Genomic DNA, 20,577 nt, shown 5'->3' with positions numbered 1-20,577 from the left:
AAGCTCTGTTTATCGTCAGGCAGACGACTATGATCGCGTCATGTCGCCCTACGACCCGTCGGCCTTTCCGCCCTTCGCCGTCACCGTCGACCTGGTCGTGCTCACCGTGCGGCGCCATGCGCTCTGCGCGTTGGCCATCCGACGGGGTGAGCAGCCGTTCCAGGGACGCTGGGCGCTGCCCGGCGGCTTCGTCCGCGGGGACGAGGACCTGTCGGCTGCCGCGGCCCGCGAACTGTCCGAGGAGACCGGCCTCTGCGCCCACGACCCGGCCGCTCCGGACGTGGGCAACGGGGCGCACCTCGAACAGCTGGCGACCTACGGTGATCCGAAGCGGGATCCGCGCATGCGCGTGGTCAGCGTCGCGCATCTGGTACTGGCTCCGGACCTGCCCGCCCCGCGGGCCGGCGGCGATGCCAACAGCGCGCGCTGGGCCCCCGTCGACGAGCTCCTGTCCACGGACGGCCAGACCGGCGCAGGACTCGCCTTCGACCACGAGCAGATCCTCGCCGACGGGGTCGAGCGGGCCCGCTCGAAGATCGAGTACTCCTCGCTGGCCACCGCCTTCTGCCCGCCCGAGTTCACCGTCGGCGAGCTGCGCCGGGTCTACGAAGCGGTCTGGGGGGTTGCCCTCGACCCCCGCAACTTCCACCGCAAGGTCACCGGCACCCCCGGGTTCCTGGTCCCGGCCGGGGGCACGACGACGCGTCAGGGCGGCCGTCCCGCCCAGCTGTTCCGGGCCGGCGGGGCCACCCTGCTCAACCCGCCGATGCTGCGCCCGGAAGTCTGACGCACGGGCGCCCGGCACCGCCGCCGGAGCGCCACGCGAGCCGATGGCGGTGCCGATATCCGGGCTCGTACGGCCCTGGGCAACGGCTTCGGCGCCGACACGGGCGAGAGGCGCGACAACCTGCACCTTAAATCGGACATATCGCGTTATCTTGTTTGCGGTATTCACCCTGCCGCAGAGCGGTCTCACCCCCCGCGAGAGAAGCGATGCTCCAGGCCATCGGACTCACCAGCACCCCCCGCCGAAACCACCCGCCCCTCGTGGACGACCTCACCTTCGAGGCCCGCCCGGGGAGCGTGACCGCACTGCTCGGCGAGCCCGGCTCGGGCAAGACCACCGCGCTGCGGCTCATGCTCGAACTCGAACCGGGCCGCGGAGTCACCTACTTCCGCGGGCGCCCCCTGCACCGGATCCCGCATCCGGGCCGCGAGGTCGGCGTGCTCCTCGGCGATCTCCCCGGCAACCCCTCGCGCACCGTGCGCGGCCAGCTGCGGATGCTCTGCGCCGCCGCAGGCGTGCCGGCCGCGCGGGCCGACGCCATGCTGGAGGTCGTCGGCGTCGCGGGACTGCGCGACCAGCGGCTCGGCTCGCTCTCGCTCGGCATGGAGCGCAGGGTCGCGCTCGCCGCCGCCCTGCTCGCCGACCCCTGCACGCTCCTCCTCGACGAGCCCGCCGCCGGGCTCTCGCCCCGTGAACGGAGCTGGCTGCACGGGCTGCTGCGCGGCCACGCCTCCCTCGGCGGCGCGGTGCTCTTCACCACCGACGACGCGAAGGAGGCCGCACGCAGCGCGGACCGGGTGGTGAGCATCGAGGCGGGCCGGCTCGTCGCCGACCAGGACGCCGCCGAGTTCGCCCGGACCCGGCTCCGGCCGCGGGTCGCCGTCCGCACCCCGCACGCCGCCCGGCTGGCCGACGTACTGGGCCGGGAGGCGCGGGCCGCCCAGCGCACGGTGGAGATCGTGGAGGAGAGCGGCAGCCGGCTGTCGGTCTACGGCAGCAACTGCGCCGAGGTCGGCGAGGCCGCCTTCCGGCACGGCGTGCTCGTCCACCAACTCGCCGACGAGACCGGCGACGCGGGAGCGCAGCCGTCGCTGCCGCGCGCCCGGGACCACGCCGGATCCGAAGCCCCGGACACGGCCGCCGGCGCAACGCCGGCCGCGTCCGCCGCAGGCGGCGGCGAGCGGGCCCGCTCCGCCCGAACCATCCGGCCGTCCCGATCGAGCCGGCCCGCCTCGGCCGTGCGGCGGCTCGGCGGCCCGCTGCGGCCCCTGCGCTACGAGCTGCACCGCACCTTCGGCACCGCCACCCCCGTGCTCACCGCCGCCTTCGTCGTCGCCGTCTCGGTCGTCACCGCGCTGGTTCTGGCCCGGGCCGGCCACACCCCGCAGAACCGGTTGCTCGCCGCCTGGCCGGAGTTGCTGCCCCTGCCGCCCGCGGCGCTCGGGGCCGGACTGCTCGGAGCCCTGGCCTTCGGCGAGGAGTACCGCTACCCCGCGCTCGCCGCCGACCGCGGCACCGTCCCGCGCCGACTCGGGCTGCTCACGGCGAAACTCGGCGTCAGCGCCGCCCTGGCGCTGCTGCTCGGCGCCCTCGCCGTGACCGCGGACGCCGCCGCCCTCACGCTGGTGTTCGGCAGCGGGCCGCTCCGTACGCCCGCGGAGTGGGTCTCCCCGGCCGCGAGTTGGGCGGGGCTGCTCATCGGCTGCGCCTGGTCCGGAGTCCTGGCCTCCGGGGTCTTCCGGTCCGCCTCCGCCGGTCTGGCCGCGGTGCTCGCCGTACCGGTCATGGTCGTACCGCTGGTGCGCAAGGCCCTGGACGGCCCGTCCGCGTACCCGGTCACCGGACTCGCGGAGCGGCTGCGCGGCCTGGCCTGGGCGCAGTGGCCGCCGGAGGCGGACCGGGTGGTCCTCGGGGCGATCCGGGTGATGGCCCAACCGGTCGGCACCGCCCTGGTGTTGTCGCTGATGGTCCTGTTGTGCGCCTATGGGTTCACAGGACTGCGCGGCCGCGTCCGTTTGTGAGGGATCGTTGGTGATCGTTCCGGTGCCGGTCCGGACCCAACGGGACCGTTGTGGTCCACATCAGGCCCGGCGGACCGCAACTCCCCGCAAAAGGCCCGGTTCTTTACGATAAGTCGTCAATTGCGTAGGTGGCACCGATCACCCTTTCGTGTGCTTTTCACCAAAGACCTCAAGGGTCGCGGAGACACGGCCGACAAAGGATTCGTGAGTACCCTTGCGCACACCATGATGACCGCCGCCCGCCATGCCGATTCCGGCCTCGCCGGCGCGGGCGAACTCGACCGCTACCCCTACCCGGAGGCCTCGGGGGCCGACCGGGTGGGAGTGCCCCACTGGGACGGATCCGACGTCGAGTTGAGCCGGGTCGGCCGCCGCGCCGCAGGCAGCCGCGGCCGCGGACTGCACGGCCAACTCGTCCAGCAGCTCGGCCAGATGATCGTTTCCGGCGATCTCGGCGCGGACCGCCCGCTGGTCCCCGAGGAGATCGGGCAGCGTTTCGAGGTCTCCCGCACCGTCGTCCGCGAATCCCTGAGGGTCCTCGAGGCCAAGGGCCTCGTCAGCGCCCGCCCCAACGTCGGCACCCGGGTCCGCCCGGTCGCCGACTGGAACCTGCTCGACCCCGACATCATCGAGTGGCGCGCCTTCGGCCCGCAGCGCGACGACCAGCGCCGTGAGCTGGGCGAGCTCCGCTGGGTCATCGAACCGCTCGCGGCTCGCCTCGCCGCCGGCCACGGCCGGCCGGAGATCCAGCAGCGCCTCGCCGACATGGTCGAGATCATGGGACACGCTCTCGGGCAGGGTGATTCGATCACCTTCGCGCGCGCCGACAACGAGTTCCACGCCCTGCTGATCCAGGTCGCGGCCAACCGCATGCTGGAGCACCTCTCCGGCATCGTCTCCGCCGCCCTGCAGGTGTCCGGCAGTCCCGTCACCGCCTGCGACCGCCCCAGCGAGACCTGCGTCGCGCACCACGCGCGCATGGTCGAGTGCCTCGCCGCCGGTGACGCGATCGGCGCGGAGAACGCCATGCGCCAGCTTCTGACGGTGCATCCGGAGGTCGAGCGCGTGGTCCCCGCCCCGCGCGAGCACTGACGGGCCGCACCGCACGGGCGCGGGCGTGTCCATGGGTCGAGCGCCCCGGGCGGCATCCCCGGACGGGGTCCGGGGAGGGCCCGGCGGCAGCGGAGTCCGGCTCCCCGCCGGGGTCCTGAGCCCCCCGGCCGGTTCCCGGCACCGGTCCGCGGCCGTCGGGAGGCCGATTCCGGGGAGCCGTCCGGCCCGCGAAACGGGGCGTGTTCGGGCACACCGGACGTGCAGAAATCACGGTATGACCGGCATGGCATCAAACGGGGTGTGACTCGGGCCACGAAGATTGGGCGTAACGCTCCGCGAGGTCACGCGATGACCTAAGAGGTGATGGCCGACGGAGGGAAGACAGCAGCCCTTGGGGGTGCTGTGCAGCTCCCCGGCCCCTGCCCGCGCCCCCGGCCCATCCCCAGTCGGTGGTCGTCGGCTCCGGTCCAGCACCACCAGGCCGGGGTCGGAAGCCGTTTCCATCGTTCCGAGAGGTTGTTCGTGTCGGCCAGCACATCCCGTACGCTCCCGCCGGAGATCGCCGATTCCGAGTCTGTGATGGCGCTCATCGAGCGGGGCAAGGCCGAGGGGCAGATCGCCGGCGATGACGTGCGTCGGGCCTTCGAGGCTGACCAGATTCCTGCGACCCAGTGGAAGAATGTTCTGCGCAGCCTCAACCAGATCCTCGAGGAAGAGGGTGTGACGCTGATGGTCAGTGCCGCGGAGTCGCCCAAGCGCACCACCCGCAAGAGCGTCGCAGCGAAGAGCCCCGTCAAGCGGACGGCCACCGAGCCCGTCGCCAAGAAGGCGGCGGCCACGACGGCGGCCGCGCCCGCCGCGGCCGACCCGGACGCGGTGACCGAGGCGGCGGAAACGGACCCCGTCGGCACCGACGCAGCCTTCGACGCCCTCGCGGAGGGGACCGCGACCGAGCCCGCCGCCAAGAAGACGGCGGCGAAGAAGACGGCGGCGAAGAAGGCCGCGCCCGCCAAGAAGACCGCGGCGAAGAAGACGGCGGCGAAGAAGACCGCCGCCAAGAAGGACGCCGACGAAGCGGGCGACGAGGACTCCGCGGAAGACAGCCCCGGAGCCGCCAAGGCCGAGTCCGAGGACGAGGAGGAAGGCGCCGAGAGCAAGGGCTTCGTCATCTCGGACGACGAGGACGACGCCCCGGCCCAGCAGGTCGCCGTGGCCGGCGCCACCGCCGACCCCGTCAAGGACTACCTCAAGCAGATCGGCAAGGTCCCCCTCCTCAACGCCGAGCAGGAGGTCGAGCTCGCCAAGCGCATCGAGGCCGGACTCTTCGGCGAGGACAAGCTCGCCAACTCCGACAAGCTGGCGCCCAAGCTCAAGCGCGAGCTGGAGATCATCGCCGAGGACGGCCGCCGGGCCAAGAACCACCTGCTGGAGGCCAACCTCCGCCTCGTGGTCTCCCTCGCCAAGCGCTACACCGGCCGCGGCATGCTCTTCCTGGACCTGATCCAGGAGGGCAACCTGGGCCTGATCCGCGCCGTGGAGAAGTTCGACTACACCAAGGGCTACAAGTTCTCCACGTACGCCACCTGGTGGATCCGACAGGCCATCACGCGCGCCATGGCCGACCAGGCCCGCACCATCCGCATCCCGGTGCACATGGTCGAGGTCATCAACAAGCTGGCCCGCGTCCAGCGCCAGATGCTCCAGGACCTGGGCCGCGAGCCCACCCCGGAGGAGCTGGCCAAGGAACTCGACATGACCCCCGAGAAGGTCATCGAGGTCCAGAAGTACGGCCGCGAGCCGATCTCCCTGCACACCCCGCTCGGCGAGGACGGCGACAGCGAGTTCGGCGACCTCATCGAGGACTCCGAAGCCGTCGTACCGGCCGATGCCGTGAGCTTCACGCTCCTGCAGGAGCAGCTGCACTCGGTTCTCGACACGCTCAGCGAGCGCGAGGCGGGCGTGGTCTCGATGCGCTTCGGCCTCACGGACGGCCAGCCGAAGACGCTCGACGAGATCGGCAAGGTCTACGGGGTCACCCGTGAGCGCATCCGCCAGATCGAGTCGAAGACCATGTCGAAGCTCCGCCACCCGTCCCGGTCCCAGGTGCTGCGCGACTACCTCGACTAGCACGGACCGGGCCGGCCGGGTCCGGGCCGGGGTGCGGCGAGGGGTTCGCCGCAGGTCGTCGCCGGTGGCCGCGCGGGTGCGCGCGGCCACCGGGCGTCCCACTCTGAGTGGAGTCATGCACACTCGGAGTCAGGAGGCCTCATGCGTCGTCCCTTTGCCCGTGTCCTGGCGGGAGCGCTGACCCTGGCGGCGGGAGCGGCGGCGGCGCCGCTCTTCCAGGCGCCGCGAGCGGCCGCGGACAGCGTGGTGATCGGCGGAACGCCGGTGAAGGTGGCCGATGCCCCCTGGGTGGTGGCCCTCGCCAGCCGTGACCGGTTCGGGGGTACGCGCGGCGGGCAGTTCTGCGGGGGCGTCCTCGTCGCCCCCACCAAGGTGGTGACCGCGGCCCACTGCCTGGGGCGCCAGGTGCTGGGCGGCCCGGTCGAATCCGTCCGCGATTTCCGGGTGATCACCGGGCGTACGGAGCTGCGCGCGGGCGAGGGCCGCGAGATCGCGGTGCGTTCCGCCCGGGTGAACCCGGCCTACGACCCGGGCAGCAATGCCGGCGACCTGGCGGTCCTGGAGCTGGTCGAAGCCGTGGCCGCGCAGAACGTACTGCCGATGGCCGACCACGGGCATCCGGCGTACGGCGCCGGCACCGAGGCCGCCGTGTACGGCTGGGGCGACACCAGCGGCTTCGGCGACTACGCCTACGCGCTGCGGGCCGCCAGGGTGACGGTGCTGGCGGACGAGGTGTGCGGGCGGGCCTACCCGGGAGACGCCGACGGTCAGTACCGGGCCGACTCCATGGTGTGCGCGGGGGACCGGGAGGGCGGCAAGGACGCCTGCCAGGGGGACAGCGGCGGTCCCCTGGTGGCCCAGGGCCGGCTGATCGGACTGGTGTCCTGGGGGCGCGGCTGCGGGCGGGCCGACAGCCCGGGGGTGTACACGCGGATCGCACCGCTGATCGGCTTCGTCACCGAATCGGCCCACGCCACCGACTCCGCCAGTGGCCCGGAGGCGGCCCGGGGGAAGCTGGGCCGTCCAGGTGCCCGCGGAGTGCTGGGGATGGACGTACGCCCCGCTCAGGGGCCCGGGAGGGGCCTCGCGGCGGGGGACCGGCCCGCGCCCGGGCGCTGAACCGCGTCCGGACATGAGGACGGGCGGTCCCTCTGGGTCGCAGAGGTACCGCCCGTCGACCGGCTACGCCGGTCCTGGCTCGTCGGATGCGAGGTATAGGCCTTGTGTCAGCGGTCCTCGGGTTCGGCGGCACTGGCCGCCGGAGCGGACGTAAGCCGCTCGGTCTCATCCTGTATTTCCGCGGCGATCTTCTTGAGTTCCGGCTCGAACTTGCGCCCGTGGTGGGCGCAGAAGAGCAGTTCACCGCCGCTCAGCAGGACGACGCGCAGATATGCCTGGGCGCCGCAACGGTCGCATCGGTCAGCGGCCGTCAGCGGGGTCGCGGGTGTCAGAACAGTAGTCACGTCGCCTCTTCTCTAGCTCGACGAGCTGTCGTACCAGGGTCAACATCCAACCAGGCCGAAAACGTTCCCGCTCGCGGCTTTTCCTCGAAACTTCCTTCCGAAGCTGGCCGGCCGTTGCCGGTTGGCGGCGAAGGAGCCGTATTGCGTTGCTTTACGGTTTCGCGTTGTCAGGTCGTTCGCTTGTCGCAGTTCTGCCCTCTCCGGCTGAGTGCCGGTTGTTCATGAGGACGTGCCCGAACACTAAATGGTTCATGCGCGGAAGGGAACGTGATGTTTGCTTCACTCCGACGGGGGATCGAACATGCGTACGGAGCTGCACTAGGCTGACGAAGGGGCTGGGGTGGCGTTGCATCGGCTCTACCAGGCCTCGGTACCCTTCCAGCGGCAACCGAGCCACCACTGCGCCCGACCGGGCCAGAAAAAGAATTCAGCGAGGAGCGAACTGCGTGACCGCCGACACGTCCGTGCCTTCCAGCGCACTGCTGACCGGAGCAGACCGGGACGGCTCCAACTACACCGCGCGGCACCTGCTCGTCCTCGAGGGCCTCGAGGCCGTCCGCAAGCGCCCCGGCATGTATATCGGCTCCACCGACAGCCGGGGCCTCATGCACTGCCTCTGGGAGATCATCGACAATTCCGTCGATGAGGCCCTGGGCGGCTACTGCGACCACATCGAGGTGATCCTCCACGAGGACTCCTCGGTGGAGGTCCGCGACAACGGTCGCGGCATCCCCGTCGACATCGAGCCCAAGACCGGCCTCTCCGGCGTCGAGGTCGTCATGACCAAGCTGCACGCCGGCGGCAAGTTCGGCGGCGGGTCGTACGCGGCCTCCGGCGGCCTGCACGGCGTCGGCGCCTCCGTCGTCAACGCGCTCTCGGCGCGTCTGGACGTGGAGGTCGACCGGGGCAGCGCGACGCAGGCCATCAGCTTCCGCCGCGGCGTCCCCGGCATGTTCACCGAGCAGGGCCCCGACAGCCCCTTCGACCCCGCCAACGGTCTGCGCAAGGGCAAGCGGATCGCCAAGGGCAAGACGGGCACCCGGATCCGCTACTGGGCCGACCGGCAGATCTTCCTCAAGGACGCCAAGCTCACGCTGGACACGCTCTACCAGCGCGCCCGCCAGACGGCCTTCCTCGTGCCCGGCCTGACCATCGTGGTCCGCGACGAGCGGGCCCTGGAAGGGGCCGGCAAGACCGAGGAGACCTTCCGCTTCGACGGGGGCATCAGCGAGTTCTGCGAGTACCTCGCCCAGGACAAGGCGGCCTGCGACGTCCTGCGCCTGACCGGCACCGGCACCTTCAAGGAGACCGTCCCGGTCCTCGACGACCGCGGCCACATGACCCCCACCGAGGTCACCCGTGAGCTCGGCGTGGACATCGCCCTGCGCTGGGGCACGGGGTACGAGACGAACGTGAAGTCGTTCGTGAACATCATCGCCACCCCCAAGGGCGGCACCCACATCTCCGGCTTCGAGCGCTCGGTCACCAAGACCGTGAACGAGGTGCTGCGCTCCGCGAAGCTCCTGCGCGTCGCCGAGGACGACGTGGTCAAGGACGACGCGATGGAGGGCATGACGGCGGTCGTCACCGTCCGCCTCGCCGAGCCGCAGTTCGAGGGGCAGACCAAGGAGGTGCTCGGCACCTCGGCGGCCACCCGGATCGTCGCGGCCGTCGTCGCCAAGGAGCTCAAGGCCTTCCTGACCTCCACCAAGCGCGACGACAAGCAGCAGGCCCGCTCCGTGATGGAGAAGATCGTCGCGGCCGCCCGGACCCGGATCGCGGCCCGTCAGCACAAGGAGGCGCAGCGCCGCAAGACCGCGCTGGAGTCCTCCTCGCTGCCCGCCAAGCTGGCCGACTGCCGCAGCGACGACGTGGAGCGCAGCGAGCTCTTCATCGTCGAGGGGGACTCGGCGCTCGGTACGGCCAAGCTCGCCCGGAACTCCGAATTCCAGGCATTGCTGCCCATCCGGGGCAAGATCCTCAACGTCCAGAAGTCCTCGGTCTCGGACATGCTCAAGAACGCCGAGTGCGGGGCGATCATCCAGGTCATAGGAGCCGGCTCGGGCCGGACCTTCGACATCGACGCCGCCCGGTACGGGAAGATCGTCCTGCTCGTGGACGCCGATGTGGACGGCGCGCACATCCGCTGCCTGCTGCTCACGCTCTTCCAGCGCTACATGCGCCCGATGGTCGAGGCGGGCCGGGTCTTCGCCGCGGTGCCGCCGCTGCACCGGATCGAGCTCGTCCAGCCGAAGAAGGGCCAGGACAAGTACGTCTACACGTACTCGGACAACGAACTGCGCCAGACCCTGCTGGAGTACCAGCGCAAGAACATCCGGTACAAGGACTCGATCCAGCGCTACAAGGGCCTCGGCGAGATGGATGCCGACCAGCTGGCGGAGACCACCATGGATCCCCGTTTCCGCACCCTGCGGCGGATCAACATCGGCGACCTGGACTCGGCCGAGTCGGTGTTCGACCTGCTCATGGGCAACGAGGTGGCTCCGCGCAAGGAGTTCATCACCAGCTCCGCCGCCACCCTGGACCGGTCGCGGATCGACGCCTGACCGGACGCGGGGCCACCGGGGGACCTCCGGTGGCACTTCCTCCGCCCTGGCACACCGGTGCTCTTCACTCCATCACCTAATGGAGTGAAGAGCACCGGGACACCAGTCCGGAAACCGTCCCTCCCGCACATCCTTGTGGGCACGCGGCCACTGCGGCGGCGGACAAGGAGAGTTCGGTGGACAAGCACGAAGGTCGTGATGCCGGAACGATCCGGCTGGACGACCCCTGGTACGACGCGCTGGCCGTCGGTTGGGGCGAGGGCGAGGGTGCCGGCGTAGGCGAGGGGCCCGGTGGAGCCGCGGGCGGTGGAGCGGAAACGTCACCGCCGAGCTCCTCCCCAGGTGGCGCGCCCGCGCGCGCGGCGTCCGACATCTACCTCGAAGTGCAGCGCAGCGCCGCCTTCCAGGAAGTGCGCGGCCGCTACCGGAGGTTCGTCGTTCCCGCCACCGTCGGCTTCTTCCTCTGGTACGTGGCCTACGTGGTCGCCGCGACCACGGCGCCCGGCATGATGGCCCGGCCGGTGTTCGGGTCCGTCAACGTGGCCCTGCTCGCGGGCCTCGGCCAGTTCCTCAGCACCTTCCTGCTGACCTGGGCTTACGCCCGCCACGCCCGGCTGCGGCGCGACCGCGCGGCGCTGGACCTGCGCTGGACGGTCTTCGAGCAGGAGCAGGTCCGCCGGGCGGACGCCGGAGAGCGCAGCCGCGCACGGGGGGCGGGCCGGTGACCACCGAACACCAGACCCTGGCGCTGCTCCTGTTCAGCGTCTTCATCGCCGTCACCCTGGGCATCACCACCTGGGTGAGCCGCAACAGGCACGGTTCGGCAGAGGAGTTCTACGCGGGCGGGCGGCTGTTCTCCCCGATGGAGAACGGTTTCGCCATCGCCGGCGACTACATGTCCGCCGCCTCCTTCCTCGGCATCTCCGGCCTCATCGCCCTCTTCGGCTACGACGGCCTGCTGTACTCGGTGGGCTTCCTCGTCGCCTGGCTGGTCGTCCTGTTCCTCGTCGCCGAACTCGTCCGCAACTGCGGCCGGTTCACCCTGGCCGACGTGGTCGCCGCGCGGATGAGCGAGCGGCCGGTGCGGATCGCCGCCGGAACCTCGTCGGTGGTCGTCTCCGTGCTCTACCTCGTCGCGCAGATGGTCGGCGCCGGCAGCCTCGTGGGCCTGCTGCTCGCCGATTCGGGCCGGACCGCACGGACGTTGACCGTCATCGGCGTCGGTGCGCTCATGGTGATCTACGTGTCCTTCGGCGGCATGCGGGCAACCACCTGGATCCAGATCGTCAAGGCCGTACTGCTGATGGGCGGTGCGATCACCCTGACGCTGCTCGTGCTGCTGCGCTTCCACGGGAACTTCGACCAGCTGCTCAGCAGCGCCGCCGAGCGCAGCGGGCACGGCGACCGGTTCCTGGGCCCCGGGCTCAAGTACGGAGGCGACTGGACGGCCCGCTTCGACTTCATGAGCCTCGGACTCGCCCTGGTCCTGGGCACGGCCGGGCTGCCGCACATCCTGTCCCGCTTCTACACCGTGCCCACGGCGCGGGCGGCCCGCCGGTCGGTGGTGTGGGCGATCGGGCTGATCGGCGGCTTCTACCTGATGACCATCGTGCTCGGCTTCGGTGCGGCGGCGCTGCTCGGGCCGGAGCAGGTCAGGGCCTCCAACGCCTCGGGGAACACCGCGGTGCCGCTGCTCGCGGCCTTCCTGGGCGGCGGGGCCGACTCGACCGGCGGCGCGGTGCTGTTCGCCTTCGTGGCGGCCATCGCCTTCGCGACCATCCTCGCGGTGGTCGCGGGGATCACCCTCGCCTCGTCGGCCTCCGTCGCGCACGACCTGTACGCCTCGCTCAAGCGCCGCCACGCCCGGCAGCGCAGCGAGGTGGCGGTGGCCAGGGTGGCGGCTGTCGGGATCGGGGCGATGGCGATCGCGCTGGGTCTGCTCGCCCAGGACCTGAACGTGGCCTTCTTGGTGGGCCTGGCCTTCGCGGTGGCGGCCTCGGCGAACCTGCCGGTGCTCCTGTACTCGCTGTTCTGGCGCGGGTTCACCACGCGGGGCGCCGTCTGGTCGGTGTACGGGGGGCTGCTCCCGGCCGTGCTGCTGGTGGCCCTGTCCCCGGTGGTCTCCGGCAGCCCGGAATCCCTGTTCCCGGGCGTGGACTTCCAGCTCTTCCCGCTGCAGAACCCGGGCATCGTGTCCATCCCGCTGGGCTTCCTGGCGGGCTGGCTGGGCACCGTGACCTCGGCGGAGGAGCCGGACGAGCGCCGGCACGCGGAGACCGAGGTCCGCGCGCTGACGGGCGCCGGGGCGGTGTAGGGCCGCCGGTACCGCGGGGAGCGGGACCGGCCGCGGGACGGCGTCAGCCGGTCGTGGGCGGACGCCAGGCGTAGCGGTGTTCCGGACGGCCCGTTTCGCCGTACCGGAGGGCGAGGACGACGCGGCCGGCGCGGTCCAGGAGCTTGAGGTAGCGCTGGGCGGTCTGGCGGCTGATGCCCGCGCGGTCGGCGATCTGCTGCGTGGAGAGCGGGCCCTCGGCCGCGCGCAGGATCCCCCGGACCAGGTCGGCGGTGGTGGGGGAGTGGCCCTTGGGGAGGTCGCTCGGGGCGTCGGCGCCGGCCGCGGCGAGGGCGCCGAAGATCCGGTCCACCTCCGCCTGTTCGGCCTCGCCGCCCGTGTCCAGGGTGCGGCGCAGGGCCCCGTAGGCCTCCAGGCGGGTGCGCAGGCCCGCGAAGGTGAAGGGCTTGACCAGGTACTGGAGGGCGCCGAGGCGCATCGCGGCCTGGACGGTGGCCAGGTCGCGGGCGGCCGTCACCATGATCACGTCGGTATGGTGGCCGCGCTCGCGCAGGCGCCGGACCAGGTCGAGGCCGTTCTCGTCGGGGAGGTAGTGGTCGAGGAGGATCAGGTCCACGGGGCGGGAGTCGAGGAGCGCCAGCGCTTCCGCCGCCGAATGGGCCTGGGCCGACACGCGGAAGCCGGGCACCTTGGCCACGTAGGCCGCGTTGATCCGGGCGACGCGCAGGTCGTCGTCGACGACCAGAACGTCAAAAGCGCCGGAAGCGCCGGAAGCGCCGGAAGCGCCGGAAGCGCCGGAAGCGCTGGATGCGTCGGCTGTACCGGACGCACGGGAGCCGCCGGACGCGTCGAAGGTGCTCATCGCAGGGCCTCCGGGAGGACGACGGAGAATTCCGCCCCTCCGTCCGCCGCCTCGCCGGCCCGGACCGTGCCGCCCTGCCGTTCGGCCAGGCGCCGCACCAGGGCGAGGCCGAGTCCGCGTCCGCGGTGGGCGCCGGCCCGGGGCTGCTTGGTCGACCAGCCCTCGGTGAAGATCTCCTCGCGGCGCTCCACCGGGACGCCGGGGCCGCTGTCGCGGACCCGCAGGACCGCCGTGCGGCCGTCGGCCCGGATGTCGACCTCGACCAGCGGCGCGGACGAGCCGACCGCGGCGTCCAGCGCGTTGTCGACCAGGTTGCCGAGGATGGTGACCAGGCCTCCCGGGTCGACGAGGCGGTCGGGCAGCAGCGCGGAACCGGCCAGCCGCAGGGGGACCCCGCGCTCCGCTGCGACCGTGGCCTTGCCCATCAGCAGGGCGGCGAGCAGGGGGTCGTGCACCTTCTCGGTGACCTGCTCGGCGGTGCTGCGGTGCACCCCGACCACCTCCGTGACGAACTCGACGGCTTCCTCGAACAGGCCCAGTTCCAGCAGGCCGAGGAGGGTGTGGAGCCGGTTGGCGTGCTCGTGGTCCTGGGCGCGCAGGGCGTCGATCAGGCCCTTGGTGGAGTCGAGCTCGCGGCCCAGGTGCTCCAGCTCGGTGCGGTCGCGCAGGGTGGCCACGGCTCCGCCGTCCTCGATGGGCATCCGGTTGGCGACCAGGACCCGGGCGCCCTGGACGGTGAGCAGGTCGCGGCCGGTGACCCGGCCGGTGAGGACGTCGGTGGTGCGGCCCGCGCCGAGCACCTCGTCCAGGGCGCGGCCGGTGGCGGCGTCGGCGGCCTCGGGCGCGAGGCCCAGGAGCCGGGCCGCCTCGTCGTTGACCAGCCGGACCCGGCCGGCCCGGTCGAGGGCGATCACGCCTTCGCGGATGGAGTGCAGCATCGCCTCGCGTTCGGCGAGCAGGCCCGCGATATCGGAGAAGGCCAGGTCGCGGGTCTGGCGGTGGATCCTGCGCGAGAGCAGGTAGGCGGCGAGGGCGCCCGCCGCGAGGGCGCCGCCGGCGTACGCGAGCAGGCCCGGGATGGCGCCGAGCAGGCGGCCCTGGACGCTGTCGTAGGCGATGCCGACCGACACGGCACCGACGATCTCCCCGTCGGCGGCGAGCAGGGGGACCTTGCCGCGCGCCGAGCGGCCCAGGGTGCCCTCGTCGATCTCCATGACCTCGCGGCCGGCCAGGACCTCGCCGGGGTCGGTGGAGACGGGCCGCCCGATGCGGTCGGGGCTCGGGTGCGAGCGGCGGATGCCGTCCAGGTCCAGGACGACCACGTACTCGGCGCCCGTGGCCGAGCGGATCCGCTCCGCGGAGGCCTGTACCGGGCCGTCCGGCGAGGGAGCCGAGCCGACGAGCCCCGCGGCCAGGGAGGGGTCGGCGGCGGCGCTCTGGGCGATGGCCAGGGCGCGCCGCATGGCCTGGTCGTCGAGCTGCGCGCTCAGCGGGGCCAGGAAGAGGCCGGTGGCCAGCGCGAGGACCCCGGCGGCGATGGCCAGCTGGGTCAGCAGGATCTGGGAGGCGGCCCGTCTGGGCAGCCCGAGGCGCCGAGCGCTCGTGGGGAGGAACCGCAGGGACCGCATGAGTACGAACCGTAGGCCGGTTCGGGCGTAAGCGGAATTTCTCCCCCTCACGCAAATGGCTTGCGTTATTTGCGCCCAGCTTGCGCAAGAGATGACGGCATGAAAGTGCGGTCAGGGATGTAGACGACTCGCCAAAGCTCTGCAACTCTCGCACCGCACACTGCAAATTCGTGGCTCTTGTGGTTCAGAAAGTTCATGTCGAGGGACGAGGACATATGAGAAGGCACAACTGGAGATGGCGGACCCTGGCCGCCTTGATCAGCACGGCCCTGCTGATGCTGGGCTGGCCCGCTCTGACCGCCGTGGCCGCCGGCGGCCCGAGCGTCTCGGCGGGCAGGCCCGCCACGGCGAGCAGTACCAACGGCGCCTACGCGGCCGGCAACGTCACCGACGGCAACCAGTCCTCGTACTGGGAGAGCGCCGGCAGCACCTTCCCGCAATGGGTGCAGACGGACCTCGGAGTCACCACCCGCGTCGACCAGGTGGTGCTCAAGCTCCCCGCCTCCTGGGAGAGCCGCAACCAGACCCTGTCCGTCCAGGGCAGCGCCGACGGCACCAGCTTCAGCACCCTGGTGAGCTCGGCGACCTACACCTTCGGCCAGGGCGCCGGAAACGTGGTCACCATCGGCTTCCCGGCCACCCAGGCCCGGTACGTGCGCATCGACATCACCGCCAACACCGGCTGGCAGGCCGCCCAGCTCTCCGAGCTGGAGGTCCGTGCCCCCGGCGAGTCCGGGACCAACCTGGCCCTCGGCAAGACGCTCACCGCGAGCAGCAACACCCAGGTCTACGTGCCGGGCAACGCCAACGACGGCAACACCGCCAGCTACTGGGAGAGCGTCAACAACGCCATGCCCCAGTGGCTCCAGGCCGACCTGGGCTCCTCCGTGCGCGTGGACCGCGTGGTCCTCAAGCTCCCCGAGAACTGGGGCGCCCGCACCCAGACCCTCAAGATCCAGGGCAGCGCGAACGGCACGGACTACACCGACCTGACGGCGTCCAAGGGGTACGAGTTCAACGCCGCCGGCGCCAACACGGTGAGCATCGCCTTCGACGCCACCACCACCCGCTACGTGCGGGTGTGGATAGCGTCCAACTCCGTACAGCCCGGCGGGCAGCTCTCCGAGCTGGAGATCTACGGCCCGACCACCGGCGACACCCAGGCCCCGACGGCCCCGGCCGCCCTCGCCTACAGCGAGCCCGCGACCGGCCAGATCAAGCTGACCTGGAACGCCTCCACCGACAACACCGGCGTCACCGGCTACGACGTCTACGCCAACAACCAGCTCCGCACCAGCGTCGCGGGCAACGTCACCACCTACACCGACACCCAGCCGGCCTCCGCGAGCGTGACGTACTACGTCCGCGCCAAGGACGCGGCCGGCAACCAGTCGGCCAACAGCAACAGCGTCACCCGCGCCGGCGACACCGGTGACACCCAGGCCCCGACCACCCCGGGAGCCCTGACCTTCACCGAGCCGGCCGCCGGCCAGATCAAGCTGAACTGGCAGGCCTCCACCGACAACGTCGGCGTCTCCGGATACGAGGTCTTCGCCAACAACGTGCTGCTCACGACGGTCGCGGGCAGTGCCACCACCCACACCGACACCCAGCCCGCCACCGCCACGGTGAGCTACTTCGTCCGGGCCAAGGACGCGGCGGGCAACCGCTCCGGCGACAGCAACTCCGTGACCCGCAACGGCAGCGGGGGCACGGGCGGCTCCAACCTGGCCGTCGGCAAGCCCATCGAGGGCTCCTCCGTGATCCACACCTTCGTCGCGGAGAACGCCAACGACAACAGCACCTCCACCTACTGGGAGGGGGCGGGCGGCGCCTACCCGAGCACCCTGACCGTCAAGCTCGGCGCCAACGCCGACGTCGACCGCCTGGTCCTCAAGCTCAACCCGGACAGCAGCTGGGGCACCCGCACGCAGAACATCCAGGTCCTCGGCCGCGAGCAGAGCGCCTCGGGCGTCACCGGCCTGGTGGCCGCCAAGGACTACGTCTTCAACCCGGCCTCCGGCTCCAACACCGTCACCATCCCGGTGAACGCCCGGGTCGCGGACGTGCAGCTGCGCTTCACCTCCAACACCGGTTCCTCCAACGGCCAGATCGCCGAGTTCCAGGTCATCGGCGTCGCGGCGCCCAACCCGGACCTCCAGGTCACCGCGGTGAGCGCCAGCCCGGCCGCGCCGGTGGAGTCGGACTCCGTCACCCTGTCCGCCACCGTCAAGAACAGCGGCCCGGTTCCGGCGCCGGCCACCACCGTCTCCTTCCAGCTCGGCGGCTCGAAGATCGCCTCCGCCAACGTGCCCGCGCTGGCCGCCGGCGCCTCGGCCACCGTCACGGCCGGCATCGGCCCGCGCGACGCGGGCAGCTACCCGCTGAGCGCGATCGTCGACGAGGCGAACACGGTCGTCGAGCAGAACGACACCAACAACAGCCTCACCGGCTCCCCGCTGGTGGTCCGCCCGGTCGACAGCTCGGACCTGGTGGCCTCGTCCGTCGGGTGGTCGCCGAGCGCGCCCTCCGCGGGCCAGTCCGTAGGCTTCTCCGTCACGGTCAAGAACCAGGGCACCGTGGCCGCCGCCGCGGGCACCCACAACGTCACCCTCACGCTCCAGGACGCGGGAGGCGCGACCATCCGTACGCTGACCGGATCCTTCAGCGGCGCGCTCGCGGCCGGTGCCTCCTCCGCACCGATCGCGCTCGGCAACTGGACGGCGGCCAACGGCAAGTACACCGTCAAGGTGGTCCTCGCCGACGATGCCAACGAACTTCCGGTCAAGCGCGGCAACAACACCTCCACCAAGCCCTTCTTCGTCGGCCGCGGGGCGAACATGCCCTTCGACACCTACGAGGCGGAGGACGGCGTGGTCGGCGGCGGAGCCAACGTCGTCGGCCCCAACCGGACCGTCGGCGACATCGCCGGCGAGGCCTCGGGCCGCAAGGCCGTGAATCTGGACGCGACGGGCGAGTACGTCGAGTTCACCACCCGGGCCGCGACCAACACCCTGGTCACCCGCTTCTCCATCCCGGACGCCCCGGGCGGCGGCGGCATCGACTCCACCATCAACGTCTACGTCAACGGCGTCCTCAAGAAGGCCCTGCCGCTGACCTCGAAGTACGCCTGGCTCTACGGGGCCGAGGCCGGCCCGGGCAACGCCCCGAGCGCCGGGGCCCCGCGGCACATCTACGACGAGGCGAACATCCTCCTCGGCGAGACCGTCCCGCCGGGCAGCAAGATCCGCCTCCAGAAGGACGCGGCGAACACCACCACCTACGCGATCGACTTCGTGAGCCTGGAACAGGCCACGGTGATCCCCAACCCCGACCCGGCCACCTACGCGGTGCCCGCCGGCTTCACCCACCAGGACGTGCAGAACGCCCTGGACAAGGTCCGCATGGACACCACGGGCAAGCTCGTGGGCGTCTACCTGCCGCCGGGCGACTACGACACGGCGAGCAAGTTCCAGGTGTACGGAAAGGCCGTGCAGGTCGTCGGCGCCGGGCCGTGGTTCACCCGCTTCCACGCCCCGTCCTCGCAGGACAACACCGACAACGGATGGCGCGCGGAGGGCACCGCCAAGGGCTCGTCCTTCACGGGGTTCGCCTACTTCGGCAACTACACCTCGCGCATCGACGGTCCGGGCAAGGTCTTCGACTTCTCCAACGTGACCGACATGACCATCGACAACATCTGGAACGAACACCAGGTGTGCCTCTACTGGGGCGCCAACACCGACCGGATCACGATCAAGAACTCGCGGATCCGGGACACCTTCGCCGACGGCATCAACATGACCAACGGCAGCACGGACAACCTCGTGGCCAACATCGAGGCGCGTTCCACGGGTGACGACAGCTTCGCGCTGTTCTCGGCCATCGACGCGGGCGGCGCGGACATGAAGAACAACGTCTACGAGAACCTGAGCGCCATCCTGACCTGGCGCGCGGCCGGTGTCGCCGTCTACGGCGGCTTCAACAACACCTTCCGCAACATCTACATCGCCGACATCCTGGTCTACTCGGGCATCACCATCAGCTCGCTGGACTTCGGGTATCCGATGAACGGATTCGGGACCGACCCGACGCTCTTCGAGAACATCTCGATCGTCCGGGCCGGAGGTCATTTCTGGGGGGCGCAGACCTTCCCCGGAATCTGGATCTTCTCGGCTTCCAAGGTGTTCCAGGGAATCCGCATCAACAACGTGGACATCGTCGATCCGACCTACAGCGGAATCATGTTCCAGACGCAGTACGTCGGCGGCCAGCCGGTCAATCCCATCAAGGACACCATTCTGAAGGACATCACCATCACGGGGGCGAAGAAGAGCGGTGACGCCTTCGACGCCAAGTCCGGGTTCGGTCTCTGGGCGAACGAGATGCCCGAGGCGGGACAAGGGCCCGCGGTGGGTGAGGTCACCATCCAGAACCTGAGGATGAGCGACAACGCCGTGGACGTGCGGAACACGACCTCGACGTTCAAGATCAACCAGCTGCCGTAGCGGGCGGCGAGCACCGGGGAACGAGGGTGGCGGGGCATCCCTTCGGGGTGCCCCGCCGCTCGACGCCCGGAGGCCCGCCGGGGCCGGTGGGACGCGGGGGGTTCCGCGCCGGTTTCCGATGGGCCAAACTGGCCGTAATCGAACTGCAAGGAACTTGCATTGTTTGCGCTACTCTTGCGCTCATGACGCGACGACTTGCTCAAGTGGCGAAGAAGGTGGGGGTCAGCGAGGCAACGGTCAGCCGGGTGCTCAACGGCAAGCCGGGCGTCTCGGAGACAACCCGCCAGTCCGTGCTCACCGCACTGGACGTCCTCGGCTACGAACGCCCCACCCAGCTGCGCGGCGAACGTGCCCGGCTGGTCGGCCTGGTCCTGCCGGAACTCCAGAACCCGATCTTCCCGGCCTTCGCCGAGGTGATCGGCGGCGCGCTGGCCCAGCAGGGGCTGACCCCGGTGCTCTGCACGCAGACCACCGGAGGGGTCTCCGAGGCCGACTACGTCGAGCTCCTGCTCCAGCAGCAGGTCTCCGGCGTCGTCTTCGCCGGCGGGCTCTTCGCGCAGGCCGACGCCCCGCACGAGCACTACCGGCTGCTCCACGACCGCAAGGTCCCGGTGGTGCTCATCAACGCCTCGATAGAGGACCTCGGCTTCCCGTGCGTCTCCTGCGACGACGCCGTCGCGGTCGAACAGGCCTGGCGCCACTTGGCCTCCCTCGGTCACGAGCGCATCGGGCTGGTGCTGGGCCCGCCCGACCACATCCCCTCCCTGCGCAAGCTGGTGGCCGCCCAGGCGGTCGCCGCGGCGGCCGGCACCGAGCTGCCCGCGGCGCACGTGGAGCGGGCACTGTTCTCCCTGGAGGGCGGCCACGCGGCCACGTCGAGGCTGCTGGACCGCGGGGTGACCGGCATCATCTGCGCGAGCGACCCGCTGGCCCTGGGGGCCATCAGGGCGGCCCGCCGGCGCGGGCTGGACGTGCCCGGCCAGGTCTCCGTCGTCGGGTACGACGACTCGGCCTTCATGAACTGCACCGAACCCCCGCTGACCACTGTCCGGCAGCCCATCGAGGCCATGGGCAGGGCGGCCGTGGAGCTGCTCACCGCGCAGATCCAGGGCGCCGCCGTACAGCCCGGAGAGCTGCTCTTCGAGCCCGAGCTCGTCGTGCGGGGCTCCACCGCACAGGCTCCGCGCGCCCGTCAGGAGTAACGCCCCGCCGGTCTCCGCCGAGTTCGGCCCCCGCCACAGGGCCCCGAAACGTCCCGCTGACGTTTC

General features: G+C 71.3%; 13 protein-coding genes. 10 read left to right on the top strand and 3 right to left on the bottom strand.

What is annotated here, in order from left to right; all coding sequences use genetic code 11:
- Positions 1-40 precede the first annotated feature (40 nt).
- From ACE1OC_RS11170 to ACE1OC_RS11150, 5 genes are all read left to right on the top strand, one after another.
- A complete protein-coding gene (locus ACE1OC_RS11170) occupies positions 41-787 on the top strand; it encodes an NUDIX hydrolase (RefSeq protein WP_407836905.1) in 747 nt (248 codons plus the stop codon).
- A gap of 206 nt (positions 788-993) precedes the next feature.
- Positions 994-2,808 (top strand): ATP-binding cassette domain-containing protein, encoded by a 1,815-nt coding sequence (locus tag ACE1OC_RS11165; RefSeq protein ID WP_407836904.1) that lies wholly within the window; start codon positions 994-996, stop codon positions 2,806-2,808.
- Between the two features lie 150 nt (positions 2,809-2,958).
- Positions 2,959-3,900: a FadR/GntR family transcriptional regulator gene (locus tag ACE1OC_RS11160; RefSeq protein WP_407836903.1), complete on the top strand. Its 942-nt coding sequence runs from the start codon at positions 2,959-2,961 to the stop codon at positions 3,898-3,900.
- 477 nt (positions 3,901-4,377) lie between these two features.
- Positions 4,378-5,988, top strand: coding sequence for an RNA polymerase sigma factor (locus ACE1OC_RS11155; protein WP_407836902.1), 1,611 nt, complete (start codon positions 4,378-4,380; stop codon positions 5,986-5,988).
- A 141-nt stretch (positions 5,989-6,129) separates the two neighbouring features.
- Positions 6,130-7,107, top strand: coding sequence for a serine protease (locus tag ACE1OC_RS11150; protein ID WP_407836901.1), 978 nt, complete (start codon positions 6,130-6,132; stop codon positions 7,105-7,107).
- A gap of 107 nt (positions 7,108-7,214) precedes the next feature.
- On the opposite strand, the gene ACE1OC_RS11145 is transcribed toward ACE1OC_RS11150, so the two are convergent.
- Positions 7,215-7,451, bottom strand: a complete 237-nt coding sequence (locus ACE1OC_RS11145; protein ID WP_112449103.1) for a DUF7455 domain-containing protein — start codon at positions 7,449-7,451, stop codon at positions 7,215-7,217.
- A 446-nt stretch (positions 7,452-7,897) separates the two neighbouring features.
- Between ACE1OC_RS11145 and ACE1OC_RS11140 the strand changes: the two genes are divergently transcribed.
- From ACE1OC_RS11140 to ACE1OC_RS11130, 3 genes are all read left to right on the top strand, one after another.
- Positions 7,898-10,018 carry a DNA gyrase/topoisomerase IV subunit B gene (locus tag ACE1OC_RS11140; protein ID WP_382973489.1) on the top strand — a complete coding sequence of 707 codons (2,121 nt, stop codon included), beginning with the start codon at positions 7,898-7,900 and terminating at the stop codon, positions 10,016-10,018.
- Between the two features lie 176 nt (positions 10,019-10,194).
- Positions 10,195-10,743 (top strand): DUF485 domain-containing protein, encoded by a 549-nt coding sequence (locus ACE1OC_RS11135; protein WP_407836900.1) that lies wholly within the window; start codon positions 10,195-10,197, stop codon positions 10,741-10,743.
- Entirely contained in the window at positions 10,740-12,332 is a 1,593-nt protein-coding gene (locus tag ACE1OC_RS11130) for a cation acetate symporter (RefSeq protein ID WP_407836899.1), read from the top strand. Before ACE1OC_RS11135 ends, ACE1OC_RS11130 begins: the two co-directional genes overlap by 4 nt.
- Before the next feature lie 43 nt (positions 12,333-12,375).
- On the opposite strand, the gene ACE1OC_RS11125 is transcribed toward ACE1OC_RS11130, so the two are convergent.
- Both ACE1OC_RS11125 and ACE1OC_RS11120 read right to left on the bottom strand, forming a co-directional pair.
- Positions 12,376-13,173 carry a response regulator gene (locus ACE1OC_RS11125; RefSeq protein WP_407836898.1) on the bottom strand — a complete coding sequence of 266 codons (798 nt, stop codon included), beginning with the start codon at positions 13,171-13,173 and terminating at the stop codon, positions 12,376-12,378.
- Positions 13,170-14,801, bottom strand: coding sequence for a sensor histidine kinase (locus tag ACE1OC_RS11120; RefSeq protein WP_407836897.1), 1,632 nt, complete (start codon positions 14,799-14,801; stop codon positions 13,170-13,172). Before ACE1OC_RS11120 ends, ACE1OC_RS11125 begins: the two co-directional genes overlap by 4 nt.
- Before the next feature lie 215 nt (positions 14,802-15,016).
- On the opposite strand from ACE1OC_RS11120, the gene ACE1OC_RS11115 reads away from it, so the two are divergent.
- Entirely contained in the window at positions 15,017-19,309 is a 4,293-nt protein-coding gene (locus ACE1OC_RS11115) for a discoidin domain-containing protein (protein ID WP_407836896.1), read from the top strand.
- A gap of 182 nt (positions 19,310-19,491) precedes the next feature.
- Positions 19,492-20,511, top strand: a complete 1,020-nt coding sequence (locus ACE1OC_RS11110) for a LacI family DNA-binding transcriptional regulator (RefSeq protein WP_407836895.1) — start codon at positions 19,492-19,494, stop codon at positions 20,509-20,511.
- Positions 20,512-20,577 lie beyond the last annotated feature (66 nt).

Source organism: Streptomyces stoeckheimensis (assembly GCF_045822005.1).
GTDB lineage: Bacteria > Actinomycetota > Actinomycetes > Streptomycetales > Streptomycetaceae > Streptomyces > Streptomyces stoeckheimensis.
The sequence above is the reverse complement of the archived record's forward strand: the minus strand, read 5'-3'. Positions and strand labels throughout refer to the sequence as shown.